Source organism: Amycolatopsis sp. NPDC005003, from assembly GCF_053600695.1.
Genome location: NZ_JBSGAI010000007.1, coordinates 248,990 through 270,581, shown reverse-complemented (window position 1 = coordinate 270,581; position 21,592 = coordinate 248,990). Strand labels below are relative to the sequence as shown.

At 72.7% G+C, this 21,592-nt stretch carries 17 protein-coding genes; 11 read left to right on the top strand and 6 right to left on the bottom strand.

Annotation, left to right across the window (positions count from 1 at the left end; genetic code table 11):
• Positions 1-11: 11 nt before the first annotated feature.
• Positions 12-3,050 (top strand): ADP-ribosylglycohydrolase family protein, encoded by a 3,039-nt coding sequence (locus ACWED2_RS11580; protein ID WP_449690358.1) that lies wholly within the window; start codon positions 12-14, stop codon positions 3,048-3,050.
• A gap of 33 nt (positions 3,051-3,083) precedes the next feature.
• Positions 3,084-4,991 (top strand): glycohydrolase toxin TNT-related protein, encoded by a 1,908-nt coding sequence (locus ACWED2_RS11575; RefSeq protein ID WP_449690357.1) that lies wholly within the window; start codon positions 3,084-3,086, stop codon positions 4,989-4,991.
• On the opposite strand, the gene ACWED2_RS11570 is transcribed toward ACWED2_RS11575, so the two are convergent.
• From ACWED2_RS11570 to ACWED2_RS11560, 3 genes are read right to left on the bottom strand one after another with little or no spacing between them, the layout of a single operon-like run.
• On the bottom strand, positions 4,978-5,829 hold the full coding sequence (locus ACWED2_RS11570; RefSeq protein ID WP_449690356.1) for a class I SAM-dependent methyltransferase: 852 nt from the start codon (positions 5,827-5,829) through the stop codon (positions 4,978-4,980). The genes ACWED2_RS11575 and ACWED2_RS11570 overlap by 14 nt on opposite strands.
• A 12-nt stretch (positions 5,830-5,841) precedes the next feature.
• Positions 5,842-7,149, bottom strand: coding sequence for a sensor histidine kinase (locus ACWED2_RS11565; RefSeq protein WP_449690355.1), 1,308 nt, complete (start codon positions 7,147-7,149; stop codon positions 5,842-5,844).
• A 3-nt stretch (positions 7,150-7,152) separates the two neighbouring features.
• Complete coding sequence (locus ACWED2_RS11560; RefSeq protein WP_449690354.1) at positions 7,153-8,589, bottom strand: CCA tRNA nucleotidyltransferase; 1,437 nt, start codon at positions 8,587-8,589, stop codon at positions 7,153-7,155.
• Between the two features lie 101 nt (positions 8,590-8,690).
• Here ACWED2_RS11560 and ACWED2_RS11555 point away from each other — a divergent pair, with 101 nt between their 5' ends.
• Together ACWED2_RS11555 and ACWED2_RS11550 are read left to right on the top strand one after the other, a co-directional pair.
• Positions 8,691-9,245 (top strand): NUDIX hydrolase, encoded by a 555-nt coding sequence (locus tag ACWED2_RS11555; RefSeq protein WP_449690353.1) that lies wholly within the window; start codon positions 8,691-8,693, stop codon positions 9,243-9,245.
• A complete protein-coding gene (locus tag ACWED2_RS11550; protein WP_449690352.1) occupies positions 9,242-11,398 on the top strand; it encodes a DUF6049 family protein in 2,157 nt (718 codons plus the stop codon). Before ACWED2_RS11555 ends, ACWED2_RS11550 begins: the two co-directional genes overlap by 4 nt.
• 202 nt (positions 11,399-11,600) lie before the next feature.
• Here the strand turns inward: ACWED2_RS11550 and ACWED2_RS11545 are convergent, their stop codons facing one another.
• Both ACWED2_RS11545 and ACWED2_RS11540 read right to left on the bottom strand, forming a co-directional pair.
• Positions 11,601-12,374, bottom strand: coding sequence for a hypothetical protein (locus ACWED2_RS11545; RefSeq protein WP_449690381.1), 774 nt, complete (start codon positions 12,372-12,374; stop codon positions 11,601-11,603).
• 39 nt (positions 12,375-12,413) lie between these two features.
• Entirely contained in the window at positions 12,414-12,638 is a 225-nt protein-coding gene (locus ACWED2_RS11540) for a hypothetical protein (protein WP_449690380.1), read from the bottom strand.
• Between the two features lie 57 nt (positions 12,639-12,695).
• Between ACWED2_RS11540 and murJ the strand changes: the two genes are divergently transcribed.
• The 7 genes from murJ (at position 12,696) to ACWED2_RS11505 (ending at position 20,552) form a co-directional block, all read left to right on the top strand.
• On the top strand, positions 12,696-14,582 hold the full coding sequence (gene murJ, locus ACWED2_RS11535; RefSeq protein ID WP_449690379.1) for a murein biosynthesis integral membrane protein MurJ: 1,887 nt from the start codon (positions 12,696-12,698) through the stop codon (positions 14,580-14,582).
• Between the two features lie 82 nt (positions 14,583-14,664).
• Positions 14,665-16,257, top strand: a complete 1,593-nt coding sequence (locus tag ACWED2_RS11530) for a hypothetical protein (RefSeq protein WP_449690351.1) — start codon at positions 14,665-14,667, stop codon at positions 16,255-16,257.
• A 31-nt stretch (positions 16,258-16,288) separates the two neighbouring features.
• On the top strand, positions 16,289-16,912 hold the full coding sequence (gene sigM / locus ACWED2_RS11525) for an RNA polymerase sigma factor SigM (RefSeq protein WP_086841008.1): 624 nt from the start codon (positions 16,289-16,291) through the stop codon (positions 16,910-16,912).
• Positions 16,909-17,694: a hypothetical protein gene (locus tag ACWED2_RS11520; protein WP_449690350.1), complete on the top strand. Its 786-nt coding sequence runs from the start codon at positions 16,909-16,911 to the stop codon at positions 17,692-17,694. The genes sigM and ACWED2_RS11520 overlap by 4 nt, the downstream gene beginning before the upstream one ends.
• A gap of 78 nt (positions 17,695-17,772) precedes the next feature.
• Positions 17,773-18,765: a thioredoxin-disulfide reductase gene (gene trxB, locus ACWED2_RS11515; protein ID WP_449690349.1), complete on the top strand. Its 993-nt coding sequence runs from the start codon at positions 17,773-17,775 to the stop codon at positions 18,763-18,765.
• A gap of 35 nt (positions 18,766-18,800) precedes the next feature.
• A complete protein-coding gene (gene trxA, locus ACWED2_RS11510; RefSeq protein WP_072475336.1) occupies positions 18,801-19,124 on the top strand; it encodes a thioredoxin in 324 nt (107 codons plus the stop codon).
• Positions 19,125-19,403: 279 nt separating this feature from the next.
• A complete protein-coding gene (locus ACWED2_RS11505) occupies positions 19,404-20,552 on the top strand; it encodes an N-acetylmuramoyl-L-alanine amidase (RefSeq protein WP_449690348.1) in 1,149 nt (382 codons plus the stop codon).
• Between the two features lie 210 nt (positions 20,553-20,762).
• Here the strand turns inward: ACWED2_RS11505 and ACWED2_RS11500 are convergent, their stop codons facing one another.
• Positions 20,763-21,407 (bottom strand): GNAT family N-acetyltransferase, encoded by a 645-nt coding sequence (locus ACWED2_RS11500; protein WP_176173847.1) that lies wholly within the window; start codon positions 21,405-21,407, stop codon positions 20,763-20,765.
• Between the last annotated feature and the right edge of the window lie 185 nt (positions 21,408-21,592).

Here is a 21,592-nt window from a genome sequence, read left to right as displayed (position 1 = left end):
GGATGGGGAGAATGGACGAAGAGGAAGCCGCCGCTCGCGCGCGGGAGTGGCTGCGCACGCGGCCCGGCGGCGACCGGCTGCGGATCCGGCCGGAGTTCACCGCGCGCCACGCGGACGGCTGGCGCTTCACGGTCAACGCGGCCGCCTACCTGGACGGCACCGACATCGGCGCGGGCCTGTTCCCCGGCCCGGTGGTGTTCGTGCCGGACGAGGGCGAAATCTCGCTCGACCAGGCGGCGATGGCGAGCACGCCCGCCGAGGCCGAGTGGCGCCCGGACGTCGACCCGGAGTTCGACGAGAAGGCGTTCCCCGAGCTGGACCTCCCGGTGCGGGCCGTCCGCGGCTGGACCCGGGCGGACGGCGAGTACCGGGTCAACGAGCAGTACACCCCCGGCCCGGTCTGGCGCGGGTTCCCGCACCCCACGACCGACGCCGAGAAGCTGCTGAACTACCTGGCCGCGAACTGGATCAGCCGCGCCGAGTTCGTCCGCGCGCTGCTGGACTGCGAGGTGCTGGTACCGCTGCCCGACGGCGAACCGCTGCTGCGGCCGGTGCCCGGCAAGGGCGAGCGCGAAGTCATCGCCTACACCTCGTCGGCGAAGGTGCCAGGGCGCTACCCGCGCCGGTGGCGGGTCCTGGTCCGGGAGCTGCCACCGTCGTCGGGGCTGACGCTCGACCCCGGCACCGGGCTGGTCCGCAGCCTCACCGCCGCCGAACTGGGCACGACCGGCGAGCGCCGGCCGATCGTGGAAGAGCCCGCGCCGGAAGCCGGGCCCGAGGTCGCCGCGGCGCTGCCCGCGCTGGTCGCGGAGTTCGGCGTCGAGCCGCCCGACCTGCCGGAACGGCACCTGCGGTACGCCCTGGACCACGCCCGCGACCAGCACTTCGAGCTGACGCCGGAGGAGTGCGTCCGGTACCTGCGCGGGTTCGCCTGGCAGTACCGCAACGGCGTCCGCCGCCGGGCGGGCCAGGACCCGGAATGGCCCGCCGACCTGGGCGCGAACGGCCTGATCGCGCACGTGGACGAAGACGCGCGGCCCAGGCCGGTGCCGTGGACGTTCGGGAAGTTCTCCGCCTTCGGAACCCCGCCCGACCGCTTCGCGTGGCACCGGATCGTCGGCGCGTACGTCGGCTTCGCGATCGGTGACGCCCTAGGCGGCGGCGCGGACCCCGCGAACTCCCTGCCGATGGGCGGGCTGACGCGGCACCTGCTGTTCCACACCGACATCGTGCTGCGCGGCCTGCCGCCGGTGCCGACCGGTGACGTGCCGGCGACGCTGCCCGAGCCGGACCCGGTCGGCTGGCTCGCCGTCGCGACCCGGCACGCCGGCCCGGCCCCTGCCGAATTCTCCGCGCTGCTGGCCACGGCGTTGGCCGCGACCCCGGCCGGGGCGGTGGCGTTGGCGGACGTCGACGGCGAGCAGTACGCCAAGGACGTCGCCCGCGAGCTCACCGGCAGCGCGGCAGGCGCCGAGGTCACCGAGGGCGTCGAGCTGCTGATTTCCCTGTTCCAGACCCTGCTGACGCGGGAGCCGTTCGCCCTGCCGGTGCACGTCCGCCTGCACGAGGTGGGCGGCGACCTGGCGGCGTCGACGCTGGCCCTGCGCGCGGACCGCGACGCCGACGACGTCACGCAGCTGGAGTCGATCGGCGACGGCCGGAGCGTGCGGTCGGTGCTCGGCCGCGCGCTGTTCGCCGCGGCCAAGCGCGGGTACGACCCGGAAGCCGCGATCCGGCTCGCCGCGCGATCCGGCCCGGTGGCCGGGGCGATCGCCGGTGCCCTGGTCGGTGCCCGGGTCGGCGTGCCCGGCCTGCCCTGGGCAACGAAACTGCCCGACCTCGGCCTCCTCGAGGACGTCGCCAGTGACGTCTTCTGGTACTTCAACCGCAACGGCCTCCAGACGGAGGCCGCGGAACACCCGCGGTGGGAGCGCCGGTACCCGAGCGGCCGGTTCGCCCCGGCACCGAAGGGACCCGGCTTGCGATCGCGGCTGCGGGGCAGCCTGCTCGCCGGGGCGATCGGGGACGCGCTCGGCGCGAAGACGGAGTTCGACTCGATCGACCGGATCCGCGAGCTCGCCGGGCCGGACGGCATCACCGACTTCATCCCGGCGTACGGCGGCATCGGCCGGATCACCGACGACACGCAGATGACCCTCTTCACGCTCGAAGCGCTGATCCGGGCGCACGCCCAGCAGCGCCGGACCGGCTCCGCGGACGTCGTCCACTCGCTGCAGCTGGCCTACCAGCGCTGGCTGCACACCCAGGGCGTCCCGTGGGACCGGGCCCGCGGCCCGCAGTCGGCGGCCGGGGCGCCCGACGGCTGGCTGATCACCCAGCAGGAGCTGTTCAGCCGCCGCGCACCCGGCCTGACCTGCTTCGGCGAGCTGGAGGCGTACGGGCGCTCCGGCGTCCGGGGCACCATCGACCGGCCGGTGAACAACTCGAAGGGCTGCGGCGGCGTGATGCGCGCGGCCCCGATCGCGCTGTGGTCGGACGACCTCGCCGAGGTGTTCCGGCTCGGGGCCGAGAGCGCGGCGCTGACCCACGGTCACCCGAGCGGGTATTTGTCGTCCGGGTGCTTCGCGGTGATCGTGCACGAGCTGCTGCACGGAAAGCCGCTGCTCGACGCGGTCGCGACCGCGCGCGCCGAGCTCGTCAAGCACCCGGGGCACGAGGAGCAGAGCGCGGCGCTCGACGCGGCACTGGCGATGGAGGGCCCGCCGACGCCGGAGAAGCTCGAGCGGCTCGGGCAGGGCAACGTCGGCGAGACGGCGTTGTCGATGTCGGTGTACGTCGCCCTGACCACCTCGGACGCCGACTCGGCGTTGCTCGCGTCGGTCAACCACAGCGGCGACAGCGATTCGACCGGTTCGGTCTGCGGCAACCTCGTCGGCGCGATGTACGGCGAGGAAGCCCTGCGGGAAAGCTGGCTGGAGCAGCTGGAACTCCGCGAAGTCATCGTCGGCCTGGCGGACGACGCGCTCACCGAGTTCGGCCCGGATGCGCCGGGCGACGACCGGTGGTTCGCTCGGTACCCGGTCGACTAGGTTCAAGGCTCACGGGGGACGGGGAGGACAAAAGTGCGTTACCGGGTTGAAGTGGCCGAACGCCCGGACGGCCTGTATGCGACGTGGGGCGAGGGGACCTACCGCGCGCAGCGGTCGACCACGGACGGCACCGTGCTGCTGTCCGTCTTGCCGGAGGAAGAGGCGCCGGAGGGCTTCGACAAGGAGTTCGAGGGCCGTCCGGCGAAGGTCGTCCCGGCGAGCGAGGTGCCGTCGACGTTCACGCTGCGCACCTTCGCCGAGTACGACGGCGAGGTCTTCGAGGTCGCGCCGGGCGACCGGCCGGAGCTGACCCTGCGCTGGGTCCGCGACGACGCCGCGCGCGCGGCCCAGCTGGGCCTGACCGACTTCTCGGTCACCGTGCCGGCCAAGCAGGTGACGGCGCTGTGGCAGACGCGGCTGGACTTCACCGAAGCACCCGAGGCGCGGCCGCAGCCCGGCGCCGGCGACCAGAACGCGCTGCTGCGCGCCATCGGCCGGACGCTGCTGCACACCGTGCCGGGCGGCTGGGCGCGGGTCGGCGCGCAGTTCCGGCAGGTCGGGGACTACGCCGAGATCGAGGTCCGCGCGGTCGGCGACGAGGACGGCCCGGTGTCGGTCTCGCTGCCCGCCGTGCCGCGGCTCGGCGGCCTCTTCGCGCGGCTGCGGGCCGCGATGTTCCAGGCCGAGGCGGGCACCTGGTTCCAGGGCACCTTCACCCTGGACGCGCAGTCGCAGTTCGACTTCGACTTCGACGCCGACCGCGAGCCGGACTGGCGGGTGCCGCCCAACGACGGCGGCCGCCCGTCGATCGCCGCCTACGAGCTGGAGCTGGCGACCTTCCCGCGGACGCCGAAGCACATGCCGGCCTGGCTGACCGCGAAGGCCGGGCTGCCGCTGGACGTCGTGTTCCGGCACGCGCGGGTCGCCGACTCGCACGTCGAGGGCGAGCGCCCGGTCGTCAACCGGCCGCCGGTGCCGCCGGACCAGGTCCGCGGCCTGCTCGACTACCTGTTCCGGGCGCCGGTGGCGCTGCACCGGCCCGCGCCGCTGCCGGACATCTTCGGCGCGCCGGGCGCGAAGCCGGACGTGCCGAACGCCTTCCACACCGACGGCACCTGGATCTGGCCCGCCGCCGTGCCGCACTACCTGCGCAAGTACGGCGTGCCGCCGGAGCCGGAGCTGGTCGAGCACGCACGCGCGGCGAGCTTCCGGCCGCCGTTCGTCGGGGAACTCGTCCGGGCGACGGCCGAAGCGGAGGTCCTCGGGCAGCCGCGGCCGCCGCAGACGGCCGCCGACCTGCCCGACGAGCGCGCGCTCACCCGCGTCGCTCGCGGGGAGCAGGTGCGGAACCTGAAGGGCGCCGAGACCCTGGAGCTGCTCCAGCAGCGCCTCGCCGAGCACGGCGTCCCGCCCGTCGCCTACCGGATCGGCGCGAACGAGATCCCGGCCGAGGGCGTCTGGACGCTGCGCCGCGCCGAGAACGGCTGGGAGGTTTCCCGGCCGCCGTCCGACGAGCCGGTGGCGTTCGGCTCGCTCGGCGACGCGGCCCGGTTCCTCCTCGGCGTGCTGCTGATGCTGCCGCCGCGGCCGGCCGAGGAGTCCGACCTGCCCGCCGACTGGCCGATCCTGCCGATGCGCGGCGAGCCGCCGTTGAACTTCTACCGCGGCAAGCGCCTGATCACCCTGGCTCCAGGCACCACGGTCGTCCGGTTCGGCAACGAGACCGGCAACCTGGTGCACGCCGACGGCTCGCGGTTCGCCGAGACGGCGCTGGCGTTCGAACGCGAACGCGAGAAGCGGCTCTACCGGGTGCAGCGGGCGATCCGCGTGCTGACCGGCGTGGCGGCGCCGTGGGGCGGGATGCCGGGCGGCGCCGTCGCCCACCTGCTGCCCCGGCCGCTCGCCCAGCACCTCGAGACGGGCTCGCTCAGCAGGCAGTGATCAGGACGGCGGGCGACCACCAGTAGTCGGCGAGCGGGGTGACGTCGACTTGCGTGAAGCCCGCCGTCGTCAGCTGCTCGGCCCAGACCTCGGCCGGGTGCTCCCAGTTCGTCCGCTGCTGCCCGGAGACGATCCCGAGCAGCACCGGCAGCAGGAAGCCCTGGGCGACCAGCGTGGCGTCTTCGCCGTACTCGGCCACGCCACGCTCGTAGCGCTCGACGAGCGAGTGCAGGTGTTCCGGCGAGCCTTCCTCGAACTCGGGGACGTCGAACTCGGCGAGCACCAGCGTCCCGGTGCGCGGCTGCAGCGCGCGCAGCACCTCGGCGCGCTGCTCCGGCTCGATGGACTGCATGGCGAACGTCGACTGGACGAAGTCCCAGCCGAGGTCGTCGCGAGCCAGGAAGTCCTGAGCGGTCGACTGCCAGCACTGGGCCGACGGCACCCGCTCGTGCACGCCTTCGAGCAGCGCGGCCGACGGCTCGACCAGGTCGATCCGCGGCGGGAGGTGCGACGCCTGCTCCAGCGCGGGCACCACGGCGAGGCCGTCACCGCAGCCCAGGTCGAGCAGTGACTCCGGCTTGTCGGCGTCGTAGCGGGCGGCCAGCTCGGCACTCAGCGCCCGGTACAGCTCGACGTTGCCGCCGCCGCGGATGAACGCCGTGAACGCGCTCGGCTGGTCGTACACCGGCGCGGAGCCGTCACCGCCCAGGTAGGTCCGCAGTTCGTCCGCCAGTGTGGAGCCGGCGCGCCCGGCCTGGGCGGTCAGTTCGGCGGCCTGGTCGCGGTCACCGGCGCGGTAGGCGGCGAGGGCGTCGGCGAGCAGCTCGATCGAGGTCATGGTCAGGAGATATCAGAACGGGACCCACAACGTCACTCGCGTGCCACCCCCGGCGAGTCCCGACTCGACCAGCGACGTTCCGCCGACTTCGGCCAGCCGGGCGGTGATCGACTCGCTGATACCGAACCCGGCCGGGTGATCGACGGCGCTGAACCCGCTCCCGTGGTCGCGGGTGATCACCGCGATCCCGCCGTCGCGCTCCTCGACGCGGACCACCACCCGATCGGTGCCCGAGTGTTTCATCGTGTTCCGCATCGCCTCGCGCACGGCGTCGCGGATGGCGATCTGGCGGACCTCCGACAACGTGTCGTCGTCCAGTTCGGCCACCACGAGCTGGGCGCGCAGGCCGTCGCGGGCCATCTCGGCGGCGAGCGCGGCGAGCTTCTCGCCCAGCGGCCGGGCGCCGGCCTCGGCCCGCTCGGACGCCGCCGACTCGATCGTGTGCCGGATCTCCATCGCCTGGGCCCGCGCCAGCCGCTGGATCTCCGTCAGCCGCTCCTCGGCGTCGCCGGGGCCGGCCAGCGCCATCGCCTCCAGGGTCTGCAGCACGGTGTCGTGCAGCCGCCGGTGCTGCTGGGCGCGCTCGGCGAGCCGCCCGTTGCGGGTGCCGTAGGCCAGCGCCAGGCGCGTGCCGAGCCCGGTCAGCACCAGCGCGGCGGTGGCCAGGAACAGCTCGGCGAGCAGCACGGAGTACGTCGAGAAGGCGGCTCCGGCGAGAAGCGCGCCCGTGTTCAGCCAGTTCGCCAGCATCCGGAGCGGGAAGCTCAGCAGGCCGAACACCACGCCGCTCGGCAGGCCCAGCGCGAGCGTCAGCAGCCCGATCTCGCCGTAGAGGTGGACGCTGGTGACCGCGAGCGCGTCGAAGTACGCCGACTTCGGCACGGTCGCCGCGATGACCAGCGGCGAAAACACGGTGAAGGCCAGGTCGACGGCCAGGAGCTTCCCGGCGTTCCGGCCGCTGAACGGCGCCGAGCGGAACATCCAGCGGAGGCCGAGGACGTTCAGCGCCACCGACAGCAGCGTGAACACGCCGACCGGCAGCAGCCCGGCCGTGCCGCGCTGGAGGACGTAGACGCCGAACTGGCCCGGCACCGCGAACAGCCGGTACGCGAGCGGGATGAGCACGACGTACCGGGTGGCGCGCAGCAGCAGGCCGTCACGCTCGGTCGGGTCGATCGGGCCCGACATCCGCGAGATGCGCCGCAGCGCGTGCATCGGGGCCGGGTCGGCGATCTCGTCGGGCAGCTCACTCGTGGCGGTGGCGATCGCGGGGGCGCCGCGCCTCAGCAGCGCCACCAGGAAGCTGCCCCCGCCCGCCACGGCTCACACGTCCCCGACGCCGTTTTCCGCGGCCCACTTCTTGAGTTCGGCGACCGCTTCGTCGTGTTCCAGCGGGCCGCGGTCCAGGCGGAGCTCCTTGAGGAACTTCCACGCCTTCCCGACGTCCGGCCCCGGCTTCAGGCCGAGCAGCTCCATGATCTGCTCGCCGTTGAGGTCCGGCCGGACGCGGTCGAGGTCCTCCTTGGCCTTGAGCGCGGCGATCCGGGCCTCGAGGTCGTCGTAGGTCGCCTGCAGCGCGGCCGCCTTCCGGCGGTTGCGGGTGGTGCAGTCGGCGCGGACCAGCTTGTGCAGCCGGGTCAGCAGGTGGCCGGCGTCGGTGACGTACCGGCGGACCGCCGAGTCCGTCCACTCGCCCTTGCCGTAGCCGTGGAACCGCAGGTGGAGGAAGACGAGCTGGGAGACGTCGTCGACGATCTCCTTCGAGAACTTCAGCGCCCGCAAACGTTTGCGGGCCATCCGCGCCCCGACCACCTCGTGGTGGTGGAAGCTGACCCCGCCGCCGGGCTGGAACTCGCGCGTCGCCGGCTTGCCGACGTCGTGCAACAGCGCCGCCAGCCGCAGGATCAGGTCCGGCTCCGACGTCGGCTCGTGCGTCTTCTCCAGCTCGATCGCCTGGGCGAGCACGGTCAGCGAGTGCTGGTAGACGTCCTTGTGCTGGTGGTGCTCGTCGATCGCCAGCCGCATCCCGGGCACCTCGGGCAGCACCCGGTCGGCCAGCCCGGTGTCGACCAGCAGCTCCAGGCCCGGCCGCGGGTCGGCCGCCAGCAGCAGCTTCGACAGCTCGGCCTGCACCCGCTCGGCCGTGATCCGGTCGATCTCCTCCGCCATCGACGTCATGGCGTCGACCACCCGCGGGGCGGCGGTGAAGCCGAGCTGCGCGGCGAACCGGGCCGCGCGCAGCATCCGCAGCGGGTCGTCGGCGAACGACTCCTGCGGCGTCGCCGGGGTGTCCAGGACCCGTTCCCGAAGGTCGCGGAGCCCGTCGTGCGGGTCGATGAACGTCTTGGACGCCAGCTCGACGGCCATCGCGTTGACCGTGAAGTCGCGGCGCAGCAGGTCGCCCTCGATGCTGTCGCCGAAGGTGACCTCGGGGTTGCGCCCGACCCGGTCGTAGCTGTCGGCGCGGAACGTCGTGATCTCGAGCTGCATGCCCTTCTTCGTGACGCCGACCGTGCCGAAGGCGATCCCGACGTCCCAGACCGCGTCGCCCCAGCCGCTGACGATCTTCAGCACGCGGTCGGGCCGGGCGTCGGTGGTGAAGTCGAGGTCGCCGGACTGCCGGCCGAGCAGCGCGTCGCGCACGCTGCCGCCCACGAGGTACAGGCGGTGCCCCGCCCTGGCGAACCGTTCCGCCAGCTCCTCCGCGAGTGGGGAGACCCGCATCAGCTCCACCACCTGCTCCTCGACCACGTCGTTCACGAAAATCCCACTACGTTCCAGGTGCGATAGCTGCAGGCACCGCCGGACACGGACACGGAGAGCCAGCCTACCGGGGCAACCGTTTGCTCTAGCATCGCAGCATGTCTGGATCAGCCGGCCGCCCCGGCGCCTCGAAGCCGCGCAGGCGGCGCAGGCGGCAGCGCGGCAGGCGGCTGACCACGGTCGACGAGACGTCGGCCGGTGGTCTCGTGGTGGATCCGGAGCGCGAACAGGCGGTGCTGATCGGCCGGCTCGACCGGCACGGCAGACTGCTGTGGTCGCTGCCCAAGGGCCACATCGAGGACGGTGAGACGGTGGAACAGACGGCCGTGCGCGAGGTGAAGGAGGAAACCGGCATCTCCGCGCGCGTCATGCGGCCACTGGGCACCATCGACTACTGGTTCGTGGCCGAGAAGCGGCGCATCCACAAGACCGTGCACCACTTCCTGCTCGAAGCGCTCGGCGGTGAGCTGTCCGACGAAGACGTCGAGGTCACCGAGGTGGCCTGGGTCCCGCTGGCCGAGCTGGAGACCAAACTCGCCTACTCCGACGAGCGCAAGCTCGTCCGGAAGGCCAGTCAGATGCTCACTGAACTTTTCGCGCGCCCGGACGTCCACGGACGAGACGAGCACGCCCCTGAGGGAGCCCCCGAGTGAAGCGGTTCGCCGCAACCTGCCTTTCCGTCCTCTTCCTGGCCGTTCCCGCCCTCGCCGGCGCTTCGGTGGCCCAGGCGCAGGAGGGCGCCCGCCTGCGCGTCGACCTGGCCGGGCTCAGCCCGCGGGTGATCACGACCTCGACGACGGCGCTGACCGTCACCGGCACGGTGACCAACACCGGCGACCGCCGGGTCACCCGGCCGCAGGTGCGGCTGCAGGTCGGCGACCGGGCGACGACCGAACGCGGGATCGGCGACGTGCTGTCCGGCGTGGTCGTCAAGGACACCCCGCTGACGGAGTTCACCTCGGTCGCCGACGTGCTGGAACCCGGCCAGAGCGCGCCGCTGGCCATCACCGTGCCCCTGACCGGGCCACGGGCGAGCCGGTTCGGCAGCCCCGGCGTCTACCCGCTGCTGGTCAACGTCAACGGCACCCCCGAGTTCGGCGGCCCCGCGCGGCTCGGCGCGGTCAGCATGCTGATGCCGGTGGTGGCCGCGCCGGGCAAGCAGGCGGCCGGCCGGACCGGCTCGGCACCCAGCATGACCCTGCTGTGGCCGCTGACCAGCAACGTCCCGCACGTCTACGCGGCGCCGTACGGAAGCCCCGTGGTGCTGGCCGACGACCGCCTCGCCGACGAGATCGGCGGGGACGGCCGGCTGAACGCACTGGTGACGTCGGCGGCATCCGCCGTGCGGAGCAACGCCAACCTCGCGAAGTCGATGTGCTTCGCGCTCGACCCGGACCTGCTCGCCACCGTCGACGCGATGACCCGCGGCTACCGCGTGCACACCGACGCGGGGAACATCGACGGCAAGGGCGCCGAGGCCGCGAAGACGTGGCTGACCGAGCTCCGCGCGCTGGTCGGCGGCCGTTGCGTGGTGGCGCTGCCGTTCGCCGACGCCGACCTCGACGCGCTCACCCGCATCCGGCCCGGCGACACCAGCCTGGTCACCCGGGCGGCCGCCGGTACCGCGACCATCCAGGAGCTGACCGACGTCACCCCGCAGACCGGCGTGCTCTGGCCGGGCGGCACGCCCGGCGCGGCGGCGCTCGCCGCGCTGACCGACGCCGGCGTGCGGACCCTGCTCACCGACGCCGGCAAGCTCGCGCCCGCGGCGGCCGGCGGCGGCGTCACCGTGCAGGGCAGCGCCGTCCGCGTGCAGCCGACCGACTCGCTGATCTCCGCCGCGATGACGGGCGTCCCGACCGTGCCCGGCTCGGTCACGGTGCCCGCCACGACCGAGCGGGCGGTCGCGAGCCAGAACGGCCTCGGCGCCCTCGCCTTCCGCGCCGGGCTGGGCCTGGCCGCGGGGCAGCAGCGGCCGGACCACCTGCTGGTCGCGCCGCCGCGGCGCTGGGACACCTCGGCCGAGGAGTTCGGCACCTACCTGCAGCAGGTCGGCGAGTTCCTGAACGCGGGCCTGGTCACCGCGACCGGGCTCTCGACGCTGCTCGCCGCCGTCCCGGCGGTCTCCGGGCCAGTCGGCGACAGCGGGCCGGCCCCGGCCGCGGGTGTCGACCCCGGTGTCGTCTCGACGCTGGCCGACCTCGACGTCAAGGCCACCGGGCTGGCGTCCGCAATGCAGCTCGACCCGACCAAACGGGTGAAACCCGACGACGTCGTCGAGCCGGTCCGGCTGGCCGAGCTGCGCGGTGCGTCCACGGCCTGGCGCGGGCTGCCCGCGGACGCGGCGATCACGAACGCCCAGGCCGAGCTGTCCGCGATCAGCGGGCGGGTGACCGTCTCGCAGCCGAAGCAGACCATCGCGCTGGCGTCCGGCAACTCGCCGCTGCCGGTGTACGTCAGCAACGACCTGCCGGTCGGGATCAACGCCCGGTTCACCCTCGACAACAACACCGGCCTGCGCCCGGAGGACGCCAAGGACTGGTTCTTCCCGGCCAGCGGCGGCAAGAACTACTTCCTCCCGGTCGAGGCGCTGCGGGCGGGCCGGTTCAGCGTCGATGTGTCGTTGCGCACGCCCACCGGTACCCCGCTCGGGTCATCCGCGCGGTTCGAACTGACGTCCACCGAGTACGGCGCGATCACCATCATCGCGACCGTCGCCGCAGGTGTGGCCCTGCTTCTGCTCGCCTCCCGGCGGATCTACCGGCGGGTGAAGGACGCCCGCGCGGGGAAGGCCGTCGTGGACTGATCGCTCGGCCTTTGAGTGTTCCGGGCGGTTCGCGATTACCCTTGGTCCGCACGTGCGCGGCACCGGGCCGCGGTACCGGAGTAGAGCACCGAGGATTGGGCACGCGTTGGAGAGAGAGCCGGGCTTACCACCCGAGCGTGCGGGTCGTCCTCGGCGCGAAGGCCCCCCACCCCCGCAACGGGGTGACGGGCCCCCGCAGGCGTCACAGCCGTCGCAGCCGGTCCGCCGCCAGCCGCCGCCTCCGCCACCGGAGCGCGGCCGCCGCCAGCCGCCCCGCAACGGCCACCCGCGCCAGGTGCCGGACGACGCGACGGTCCGCGACCAGCGCCCGGTCCGCGACGACGCCCCGGCCCGCGACGGCCGCCCCCGCCGCGGCGACCAGCCCCCCCACGACGGTCGCGCGCCCCGCGGCGACCGCCCGGTCCGGGGAGAGCGCGCCCCGCGTGGCGGCGCTCCGGCCCGCGACCAGCGCGCCGCCCGCGGCGACCGCCCGGCCCCGGACGATCGTCCCGCGCGCGGCGACATCCCGCCCCACGCCGACCGCCCGGCCCGCGGCGACCGGCCACGCGACGACCGCCCGGCTGGGGAGGAGTTCCCCGGCCGCGAAGGCGGCTCCCGTGGCGACCGGCCACGCGAGGACTGGCCCCGAGACGACCGCGCCCTCCGCGAAGACCAGCCGCCCCGCGCCCAGCGCGGCGACCGCCCGGCCGCGGAAGAGTTCCCCGGCCGCGAAGGCGGCCCCCGCGACTGGCCGCGGGACGACCGCGGTCCGCACGACGACCGCGCCCTCCGCGAAGACCAGCCGCGCCGGGTTCCGCCGCCGGGTGGCCGGCCGCCGCGTGCCGGTGGACCGGCGCCGACGCGGGTCCAGCCCGTGCCTCCGCCGAGCGGTGGGCAGCCGGGCCCGCCGGGCAACCCGCATCCGGGCCAGCCGCCGCACGGCGGCCCACAACCGGCCGTCCCCCCGCCCGGCCAACCGCTGAGCGGCGCTCAGCCGGTCGTCTCACCGGCCAGCTCACTGCGGGGTCAGGCACCGCACGGCGGCGCCCAGCCGGCCGCGCCCCCGCAAGGCGGCCCGCAACCCGGCCAGCCGCCGCACGGCGGTCCACAGCCGGCCGTACCGCCGCCGGGCCAGCCACTGAGCGGGGCTCAGCCGGTCGTCTCCCCGGGCAACCCGCAGGCCGGGCCGCCGCCTCCGCAGAGCGGTCCGCAACCGGTCCAGCCCGGCCAGGCACCGCACCAGGGGCGGCTCCCGCAGCCCAACCCGCCGCTGACCCCGCCGCCCGGCAGTCCGGCGCTGGGCCCCGGCACGCCCCCGCCGGGCACGCCCGTCCCGCCCCGCGGCCGAGGCTCCCGCCGTCCGGCCCCGGTCCGGCCGTGGCAGGAGGAGGCCACCCAGGTCCAGCGCCCACCCGACCCGGAGGCGACGCGGTTCATCCCGCGCACCGCCGGTGTCCCGATGAACTCGCGCTGGCCGGTCGCCGACCCCGACGTCATGCGGCCGTACGACGCGCTGGCCACCCAGGTCATGCCGGCGCTCAAGGGGCCGCTGGTCAAGCCCCGGCCGGACGGGGAAGCGCCCGAGGCCCCGGCCAAGGCGCCGTCGCTGGCGAAGGCGTCCGGCCGGATGGCCATCGCGTCGCTGATCAGCCGGATCACCGGCTTCCTCTGGAAGCTGCTGCTGGTCGCCGCGATCGGCCAGGGGGTCGCGAACGACTCGTTCAACGTCGCCAACACGATGCCGAACATCATCTTCGAGCTGCTGATGGGTGGCGTGCTCGCCAGCGTGGTGGTGCCGCTGCTGGTGCGCTCGCAGGACGACCCGGACGGCGGCACGGCCTACACCCAGCGCCTGATCACGGTGGCGTTCTCGCTGCTGCTGGTGGGCACCGTGGTGGCGGTGATCGCGGCACCGGCGTTCACGAGCCTCTACGTCGACTCGTCCGGCAGGGCGAGCGCGGACCTCACCACGGCGTTCGCCTACCTGCTGCTGCCGGAGATCTTCTTCTACGGCGTGTTCGCGCTGCTCTCGGCGGTGCTCAACGCCAAGCAGATCTTCGGGCCGACGGCGTGGGCACCGGTGATCAACAACCTGGTCGTCATCTTCACGATCCTGGTCGTCTGGATCATGCCGGGCGACATCGACACCGCCCACGTCTCGATCACCGACCCCAAGGTGCTGACGCTGGGCATCGGCGTCACCGGCGGCATCGTCGCCCAGGCGCTGCTGCTGGTCCCGCCGCTGCTGCGGTCCGGCTTCCGCTTCAAGTGGCGCTGGGGCATCGACAAGCAGATGAAGGAGTTCGGCGGCCTCGCGCTGTGGATCCTCGGCTACGTCGCGGTCAGCCAGATCGGCTACACGATCAACACGCGCGTGCTGACCAGCGGTTCGCCCGGCGGTGTCACGGCCTACAGCAACGCCTGGCTGCTCTTCCAGCTGCCATACGGCGTCATCGGCGTCTCCCTGCTGACCGCGATCATGCCGCGGATGAGCCGCGCGGCCGCCGACGGCGACCACAAGAAGCTGATCGGCGACCTTTCGTACGCGTCGCGGATCTCGACGGTGATGCTCGTGCCGATCTCCGCGGTGATGACCGTGGTCGGCGGCTCGATCGGCATCGCGCTGTTCACCTTCGGCAAGGGCACGCTCGACACCGCCGAGCGGCTCGGCGACGCGCTGGCGATCTCGGCCTTCGCGCTGCTGCCGTACGCGCTGGTCATGCTGCAGATGCGGGTGTTCTACGCGATGAAGGACGCGCGCACCCCGACGCTGATCATGATCGTGATGACGCTGGTCAAGGTGCCGTTGCTGTACCTGTGCCCGGTCTTGCTGTCGCCGGACAACGTCGTGCTCGGCGTGATGATGGTCAACGCGCTGACGTTCGTGGTCGGCGCGATCCTCGGGCAGGTTTGGCTCTGGGTGACGCTGGGCAACTTGCGCAGCAAGCGGGTGATCGGCGTGATCCTGTTCACGGTCGTGGCGAGCGTCCTCGGGGTGGCCGCGGCGTGGGTGGCCGGCAAGCTCGTGCCGGACTTCTTCGGGCCGCGGCTGGGTGCCTGGGCGAAGCTGCTGCTGCAGAGCGTGGTGGGCATCGTCGTGTCGTTCGGCGTGCTCATGGCGCTCAAGGTGGAGGAGCTCCAGCCGGCCACTTCGAGGTTCACCCGGTTGATCAAGCGCCGGTAACGATTCCGGTACGGATGGCGACGACTCCCGCGTCGTATTCTGGGTACCCTCGACGACGGGGATCGAGCGGGAGCGAGTGAGGGTGGACACGAGGCGGAGCGAACAGGCGGGGGGTGCGAACCACGTGGGCAGGGCCCAGGTCGGATCGCTGGCCCCCGGGCGTGTGGTCGGCGACGGCCGCTACCGCCTCCTCGCGCAGTTCGGCGTGGACGAGCGGGGCGACGCGCACCTTTGGCGTGCCCGTGACGGGCAGCTGAAGCGAGACGTGGCGTTGACCCTGCTGGTCGGCGACCCGGCGGATCCCGAAGCCGCCCGGCTGGCCCGGCGGACGCTCGAGCGCGCGACGCACGCGTCGAAGTTCGGCCACGGCGGCGTCGCCCGAGTGCTGGACGTGCTCGCTCTCGGCAGCGGCATCACCTCGAGCGAAGGCCTGCTCGGCGTCGTCGTCGCGGAGTGGACCAAGGGCAGCGACCTGGTCGACCTCGTCGCGCAGCGGCCGGTGGCGCCCGCCGCGGCCGCGCGGATGGTGCAGGCGCTGGCCGAAGCCGTCGAGCAGGCGCACCAGAACGGGCTCGTCCTCGGCCTCGACCACCCCCAGCGCCTGCGGCTGACCCCGAACGGCGCGCTCAAGCTAGCGTTCCCCGGCCCGCTGCCGGAGTCGACGCTGCGCGACGACGTCAAGGCCCTCGGTGCGGTGCTGTACCTGCTGCTGACCGGCCGCTGGGCGCTGCCCGGCGGCCCGCCCGCCATCCCGGCGGCCCCGATGACGCCGCAGGGCCGGATCGTCCCGCCGCGCCAGCTGGTGCCGACGGTCCCGGCCGACCTGTCGTCGCTGGCCGTCCGCACGATCGAGGACGGCGGCAACGGCGGCATCCGCACCAGCGCGGCCATCCTGCGCGTCCTCGACCAGGTGGCCGAGGAAGAGGAGCGCACCCAGCTGATCAAGGCCGTCGGCGGGGACGTCGCCGAGCCCGACGGCACGATCTGGACGACGAAGAAGCCGGTCAAGGACGTCGCCCGGCGGCGCAAGCTCGCCCTCGGCGTCACCGTCCTGGTGGTCGCCACCGTCGTCATCCTCGCCTGGGGCGGGTTGATGCTGATCAACGTCTTCCAGGGCGATTCGAAGGCGACCGGCCCGTCGATCAACGTCGCCGCCCCGCCGGCGTCGAGCCAGTCCGCGGCCCAGCCGCCCGCCTCCTCGTCGGCGCCGGCCCCGCCGCCGGCGCCCACCGTGGGCGCGCCGGTGAAGCCGAAGGGGATCGCGGTCTTCAACCCCGAGGGCAAGGGCGACTACCCCGCCCGCGCGAAGAACGCGACCGACGGCGACCCCGGCACGGTGTGGAAGACCGAGCAGTACAAGCAGCAGTTCCCCGCGATCAAGCCGGGCGTCGGGCTGATCGCGACCTTCCAGGACCCGATCAACCTGAGCCAGGTCAAGGTCAGCGGCGGCACCCCGGGCACGAAGGTCGAGATCCGTTCGGCGTCCGAGCGGGATCCCGAGCTGGCGGACACGAAGGTCGTCGGCAACGGCGACCTGAAGGACGGCGAGACGACGATCCAGCTGGCCCAGCCGACGCAGGGCCAGTACTTCATCGTCTGGATCACCCAGCTGGGCAACGCGGACGGGCAGTACCTGACCCAAATAGCCGACCTGTCCTTCCTGCCTGCGGGGTGACGCACCCGACAGGGTCAGTAGGCTCTGCCGGGTGACAGCTGCAGCTCCCACGGATGCGGATCTGATAGCGGCTCACGCCGCGGGGGACCCTCATGCGTTCAGCGAACTCGTCCAGCGACATCGCGACCGGATGTGGGCGGTGGCCCTGCGCACGGTCCGCGATCCGGAAGAGGCCGCCGACGCGTTGCAGGACGCCTTCATCTCGGCGTTCCGCGCGGCCGGCAACTTCAGAGCGGAGTCCCAGGTCACGACGTGGCTGCACCGGATCGTGGTGAACGCCTGCCTCGACCGGATCCGCCGCCGCCAGGCACGCCCGACCGTGCCGCTGCCGGAGACCGGCTTCAACGAGCCCGCCACGCCCCGTGACTCGATGGCCGAGCGGGAGACCAGCCTGCTCGTGCGCGAGGCGCTCGACCAGCTGCCCGAGGAGCAACGTGCCCCGATCGTGTTGGTCGACGTCGAGGGATACTCCGTGGCCGAGACGGCGAAGATGCTCGGCATCGCCGAAGGCACGGTGAAGAGCCGGTGCGCGCGGGGCCGCGGGAAACTCGCGAAGGTTCTCGGGCACCTGCGGAACCCCGATGCGATTGCGAACGTCCCAACTCACGAAAGCAAACGGGCCGGGCGTCAGCCGGGTAGCGGGGAGGGACGATGACGGACGAAAGCCGGGGGATCGGGGGGACCATCGGTCCGCCCTGGTCTGTCGACGTGCTCGCCGACCTCCACGCCGGTGTCCTGGACGACACGCAGGCGGCGGAGCTGTGGCCGCTGGTCAACGCCGATCCCGAAGCCCGGGCGATCCTGGACGCCCTCGACGCCACGCAGGCCGACCTGGCCTCCCTCGCCGACGCGCCGGCCCCGCGGATGCCCGCGGAGTTCGCCGCCCGGCTGGACGCGGCGTTGGCCGCCGAAGCAGCGGCCGCCTTTCCCGAACGAGCACAGCCTGCCCGACCGCAGCCGAGCGCACCGCGGGAAGCCCAGGTGGTGGACCTCGCGGCGGCCCGGCGCCGCCGGAACAAGCGGCTCGGCTGGGCCGCCGGCGTCCTGACCGCGGCCGCGGCGGCGATCGTCGCCGTGACCGTCGCGATCCCGAACACCTCGCAGCAGACCGGCACCCCGAACGTCGCCGCCCCGACGGGCCCGTCGGTCGGCAGCGACGGCGCCGGCGCGCAGGCGCTGGTCGGCAAGGCGATCGGCGTCCGCGACTTCGGCCCGCTGCAGAACGAGGACCGCCTCGACGCGTGCATCGCGGCCGCGGGCCTCGACCCGAAGGTGCGTCCCGAGGGCATCCGCCCGGTGAACGTCGGCGGCAAGGCCGGGGTGATGATCATCCTGACCACCGGCAAGCTCGCCCAGTTCCGCCTGGTGGCCTTCGGAGCCGACTGCGGACCGGGGAACCCGGCCGTGTTGTTCGACAAGGTCGTCGGGGAGAAGTAGCGCCTGTCACCCTGGGAACACCGCCACCTACGATCGTGTTGAGCCTGGTACACGGGTCACTACGAGCGGAGGTCACGGGTGGCTGCCGAGGAAATCAGGAACCTGATCATCGTCGGGTCGGGTCCTGCCGGATACACCGCTGCCGTTTACGCGGCGCGGGCCCAGCTTGAACCGCTGGTGTTCGAGGGCACGCAGTTCGGCGGCGCGCTGATGACGACGACCGAGGTCGAGAACTTCCCCGGGTTCCGCGACGGCATCATGGGTCCGGACCTGATGGAGGAGATGCGCAAGCAGGCCGAGCGCTTCGGCGCCGAGCTGCGCGCGGAAGACGTCGAGTCGCTGGAGCTGACCGGGGACGTCAAGTACGTCCACGCGAACGGCAAGCGCTACGCCGCCCGCGCGGTCATCCTCGCCATGGGGGCCGCGGCGCGGTACCTGAACGTGCCGGGCGAGCAGGAGCTGCTCGGCCGCGGTGTCTCGGCCTGTGCGACCTGTGACGGCTTCTTCTTCCGCGACCACGACATCGTGGTCGCCGGCGGTGGCGACTCGGCGATGGAGGAGGCGACCTTCCTGACGAAGTTCGCGAAGTCCGTCACGATCGTCCACCGGCGCGACGAGTTCCGCGCGTCCAAGATCATGCTCGAGCGCGCCCGCGCGAACGAGAAGATCAAGTGGCAGCTGAACTCGCAGATCACCGGCGTCCTGGGCGACGGCAAGGTCGAGGGCCTGCGGCTGAAGGACACCAAGGACGGCTCCGAGTCGACGCTGGACGTGTCGGGCTTCTTCGTCGCCATCGGCCACGACCCGCGCAGCCAGCTCGTGAAGGGTCAGGTCGACCTGGACGAGGACGGCTACGTCGTCACGAAGGGCAAGACGTCCTTCACCAACCTCGACGGCGTCTTCGCGGCCGGCGACCTGGTGGACCGCACGTACCGGCAGGCGATCACCGCCGCCGGTTCCGGGTGCAGCGCGGCGATCGACGCGGAACGATGGCTCGCGGAGCACGGCGAACCGGACGCGCACGAGGCGGCCGAGCTCGTCGGCGGCGGCTACGGCGCGGGCACCAACTGACTTACCGGCTTCCAACCATCCCTGAAGGAGAAACCATGGCCAACACCGTCAAGGTGACCGACGCGACGTTCGTCGATGAGGTCCTGACCAGCGAAAAGCCGGTCCTCGTCGACTTCTGGGCCACCTGGTGCGGACCGTGCAAGATGGTCGCCCCGGTGCTCGAGGAGATCGCGGCGGAGAAGGGCGACAAGCTGACGATCGCCAAGATCGACATCGACGAGAACCCGAACACGCCGCGTGACTACCAGGTGATGTCCATCCCGACGCTGATCCTGTTCCAGGGCGGCAAGCCGGTGAAGCAGATCGTGGGCGCGAAGCCGAAGGCCGCGCTGCTTTCGGACCTCGCCGACGTTCTCTGAACCGAACAAGCCCGGCGAACCCGGGGCCTGCGGGAATCCTCCCGCGGCCCCGGGTTCGTCTTCGTTCGGGCGAATCTGACCGATGCGGGTTCATCGAGCGTGACAGCATCCCCGGTGGGTACTCCACGAACGGGTTCTTGACTGACCTACCGGGCCTACGCTGTCACCCAGAGTTGGCAAGGCACAATAGAGGACCTGGGCTCGTCCCAGCGCGAGTTTTCCGAAAGTCCTGCCACGCACCGAGCCCTCAACCGGTGCCTTAGGAAGAGCGAGGAGTGCATGCGGGTACTCCGCCGCGGTGACGCCGGTCCGGACGTCGCCGAGATCAGGTCCATCCTGGCCGGGATGGACCTGCTCCCGCCGGTCACCGGTACCGACGACTACGACACGTTCGACGTCGCCCTCGAGCACGCCGTCCGTGCCTTCCAGCAGCGTCGTGGGCTGATGACCGACGGCATCGTGGGTCCGGCGACGTTCCAGGCGCTCAAGGGCGCCAGCTACCACCTGGGCAGCCGCCCGCTGTCGTACATGATCGCCTCCCCCGTGCACGGCGACGACGTTTTCACGCTGCAGGAGCGGCTCACCGAGCTCGGCTTCGACGCCGGCCGCCCCGACGGCTACTTCGGGCCCGCGACCGAGCGGGCGCTCAAGACGTTCCAGCGCGACATGCGCCTGACACCGGACGGCATGTGCGGTCCGGCCACCATCCGCGAGCTGCACCGCCTGTCCTCGCCGCGGGCCAGGGGCGGGCGCCCCGTGTTCCTGCGCGAGCAGGAGCAGGTCCGCCAGGCCGGTCCGCGGCTGCGCGGCAAGCGCATCGTGATCGACCCGGGCCACGGCGGCGAAGACCTCGGCGTGGTCGCCGGTGGGCTGCGCGAGGCCGACATCGCGTGGGACCTCGCCCGCCGGCTCGAAGGCCGGATGAAGGCCACGGGCATGGAGGCGCTGATCTCCCGCGGCCCGAACCACAGCCCCACCGAGCTGGAGCGCGCCAAGTTCGCCAACGACGCGGGCGCGGACCTGTTCCTCTCGCTGCACAGCGACAAGAACGCCTCGCCGCGCGCGCAGGGTGTCGCGAGCTTCCACTTCGGCAACGGCAACGGCACCACGTCCACGGTGGGCGAGCTGCTGGCCGGCTTCATCCAGCGTGAGGTCGCGGCCCGCACGGGCATGCTCGACTGCCGGACGCACTACAAGTCGTGGGACATCTTCACCCGCACCCGCTGCCCGGCGGTCCGGGTCGAGATCGGCTACCTGACGAACCCGGACGACGCCCGCAAGCTCGGTGACCCGGCGTTCCGCGACATCGTCGCCGAAGGCATCCTGATCGCCGTTAAGCGCCTGTACCTGCTCGGCGAGGGCGACCAGCCGACGGGCACGTTCACCTTCGCCGACGTCCTGGCGCACGAGCTGGCCAAGGCCGAATAGGGCCGACCACAACCCCTAGCGGCTCTCCTTCACCTGCCCCACCACCCCTGGGGACGCGACGCGCGCGTCCCCAGGTTTCGGGGCAGTTCTCCACAGCTTGTCCACCGCTCCTATCAGCGCTCTGTGGATAACTCGGCACTTCTTCCACAGCTGTGCACACCCGTGTTCCAGGCATGCGAAGCACAGGCGCAAACGTTTGCGGGCGCGGAATCAGGCGCGGCCGAGACTCGGCTCGGCGGTGGTGATCGTCACCTGGCCGAGCAGCCGCTCCAGGGCCGCCTCGACGTCTTCCTTCCAGGTGATCGCCGACCGCAGCTCGAGCCGCAGGCGCGGCCACTTCTGGTGCGGGCGGACGGTCTTGAAGCCGACGCTCTGGAGGAAGGCCGCCGGCAGCACGCAGCTGTGGCCGCCGTCGGGGTCCGGTTCGTCGGGCTTCGCGTCACCGAACGCCTCGATCGCGCGGACGCCGCGCTTGGTGAGGTCCTTGGCGACCGCCTGGACGAGCATCCGGCCGAGGCCGCCACCGCGGAACTCCGGAAGCACCTGGAAGGCGGTCAGCAGGACGGCGTCCGCGCTCGGGGGCGACGTCGGGAAGGCGAGGGCGCGCGGGACGGCGTTCGGCGGGGCGTACAGCACGAACCCGACCGGCAGCGTGTCGCTGTAGACGATCCGGCCGCAGGAACCCCACTCGAGCAGCACGCTCGAGACCCAGGCTTCCTTTTCGACCTCGGTCGCGCCGAACTCCTCGGCCTGGTGCTTGAGGTGGGGGGCGAGCTCCCAGTAGACGCACCGGCGGCAGCTCTTCGGCAGGTGCTCCAGGTTGTCCAGTGTGACGCCCACGACGCGACGCGACACTCGTGACCTCCCCTGACCTTGCCCACCCGACCGGCCGCCCGGTCGTCAAGCCGCGCGAGATCCACGGCACGAACACGAGAGCCACGGTCGAGGATAGGCCGATGTGACGAGCACCGGAAGGCCAGGGGGTCCTGATGGGTGCCCGGTTACACTCGATGGGATCTACCAGCTCCCGCGGGAGTGAC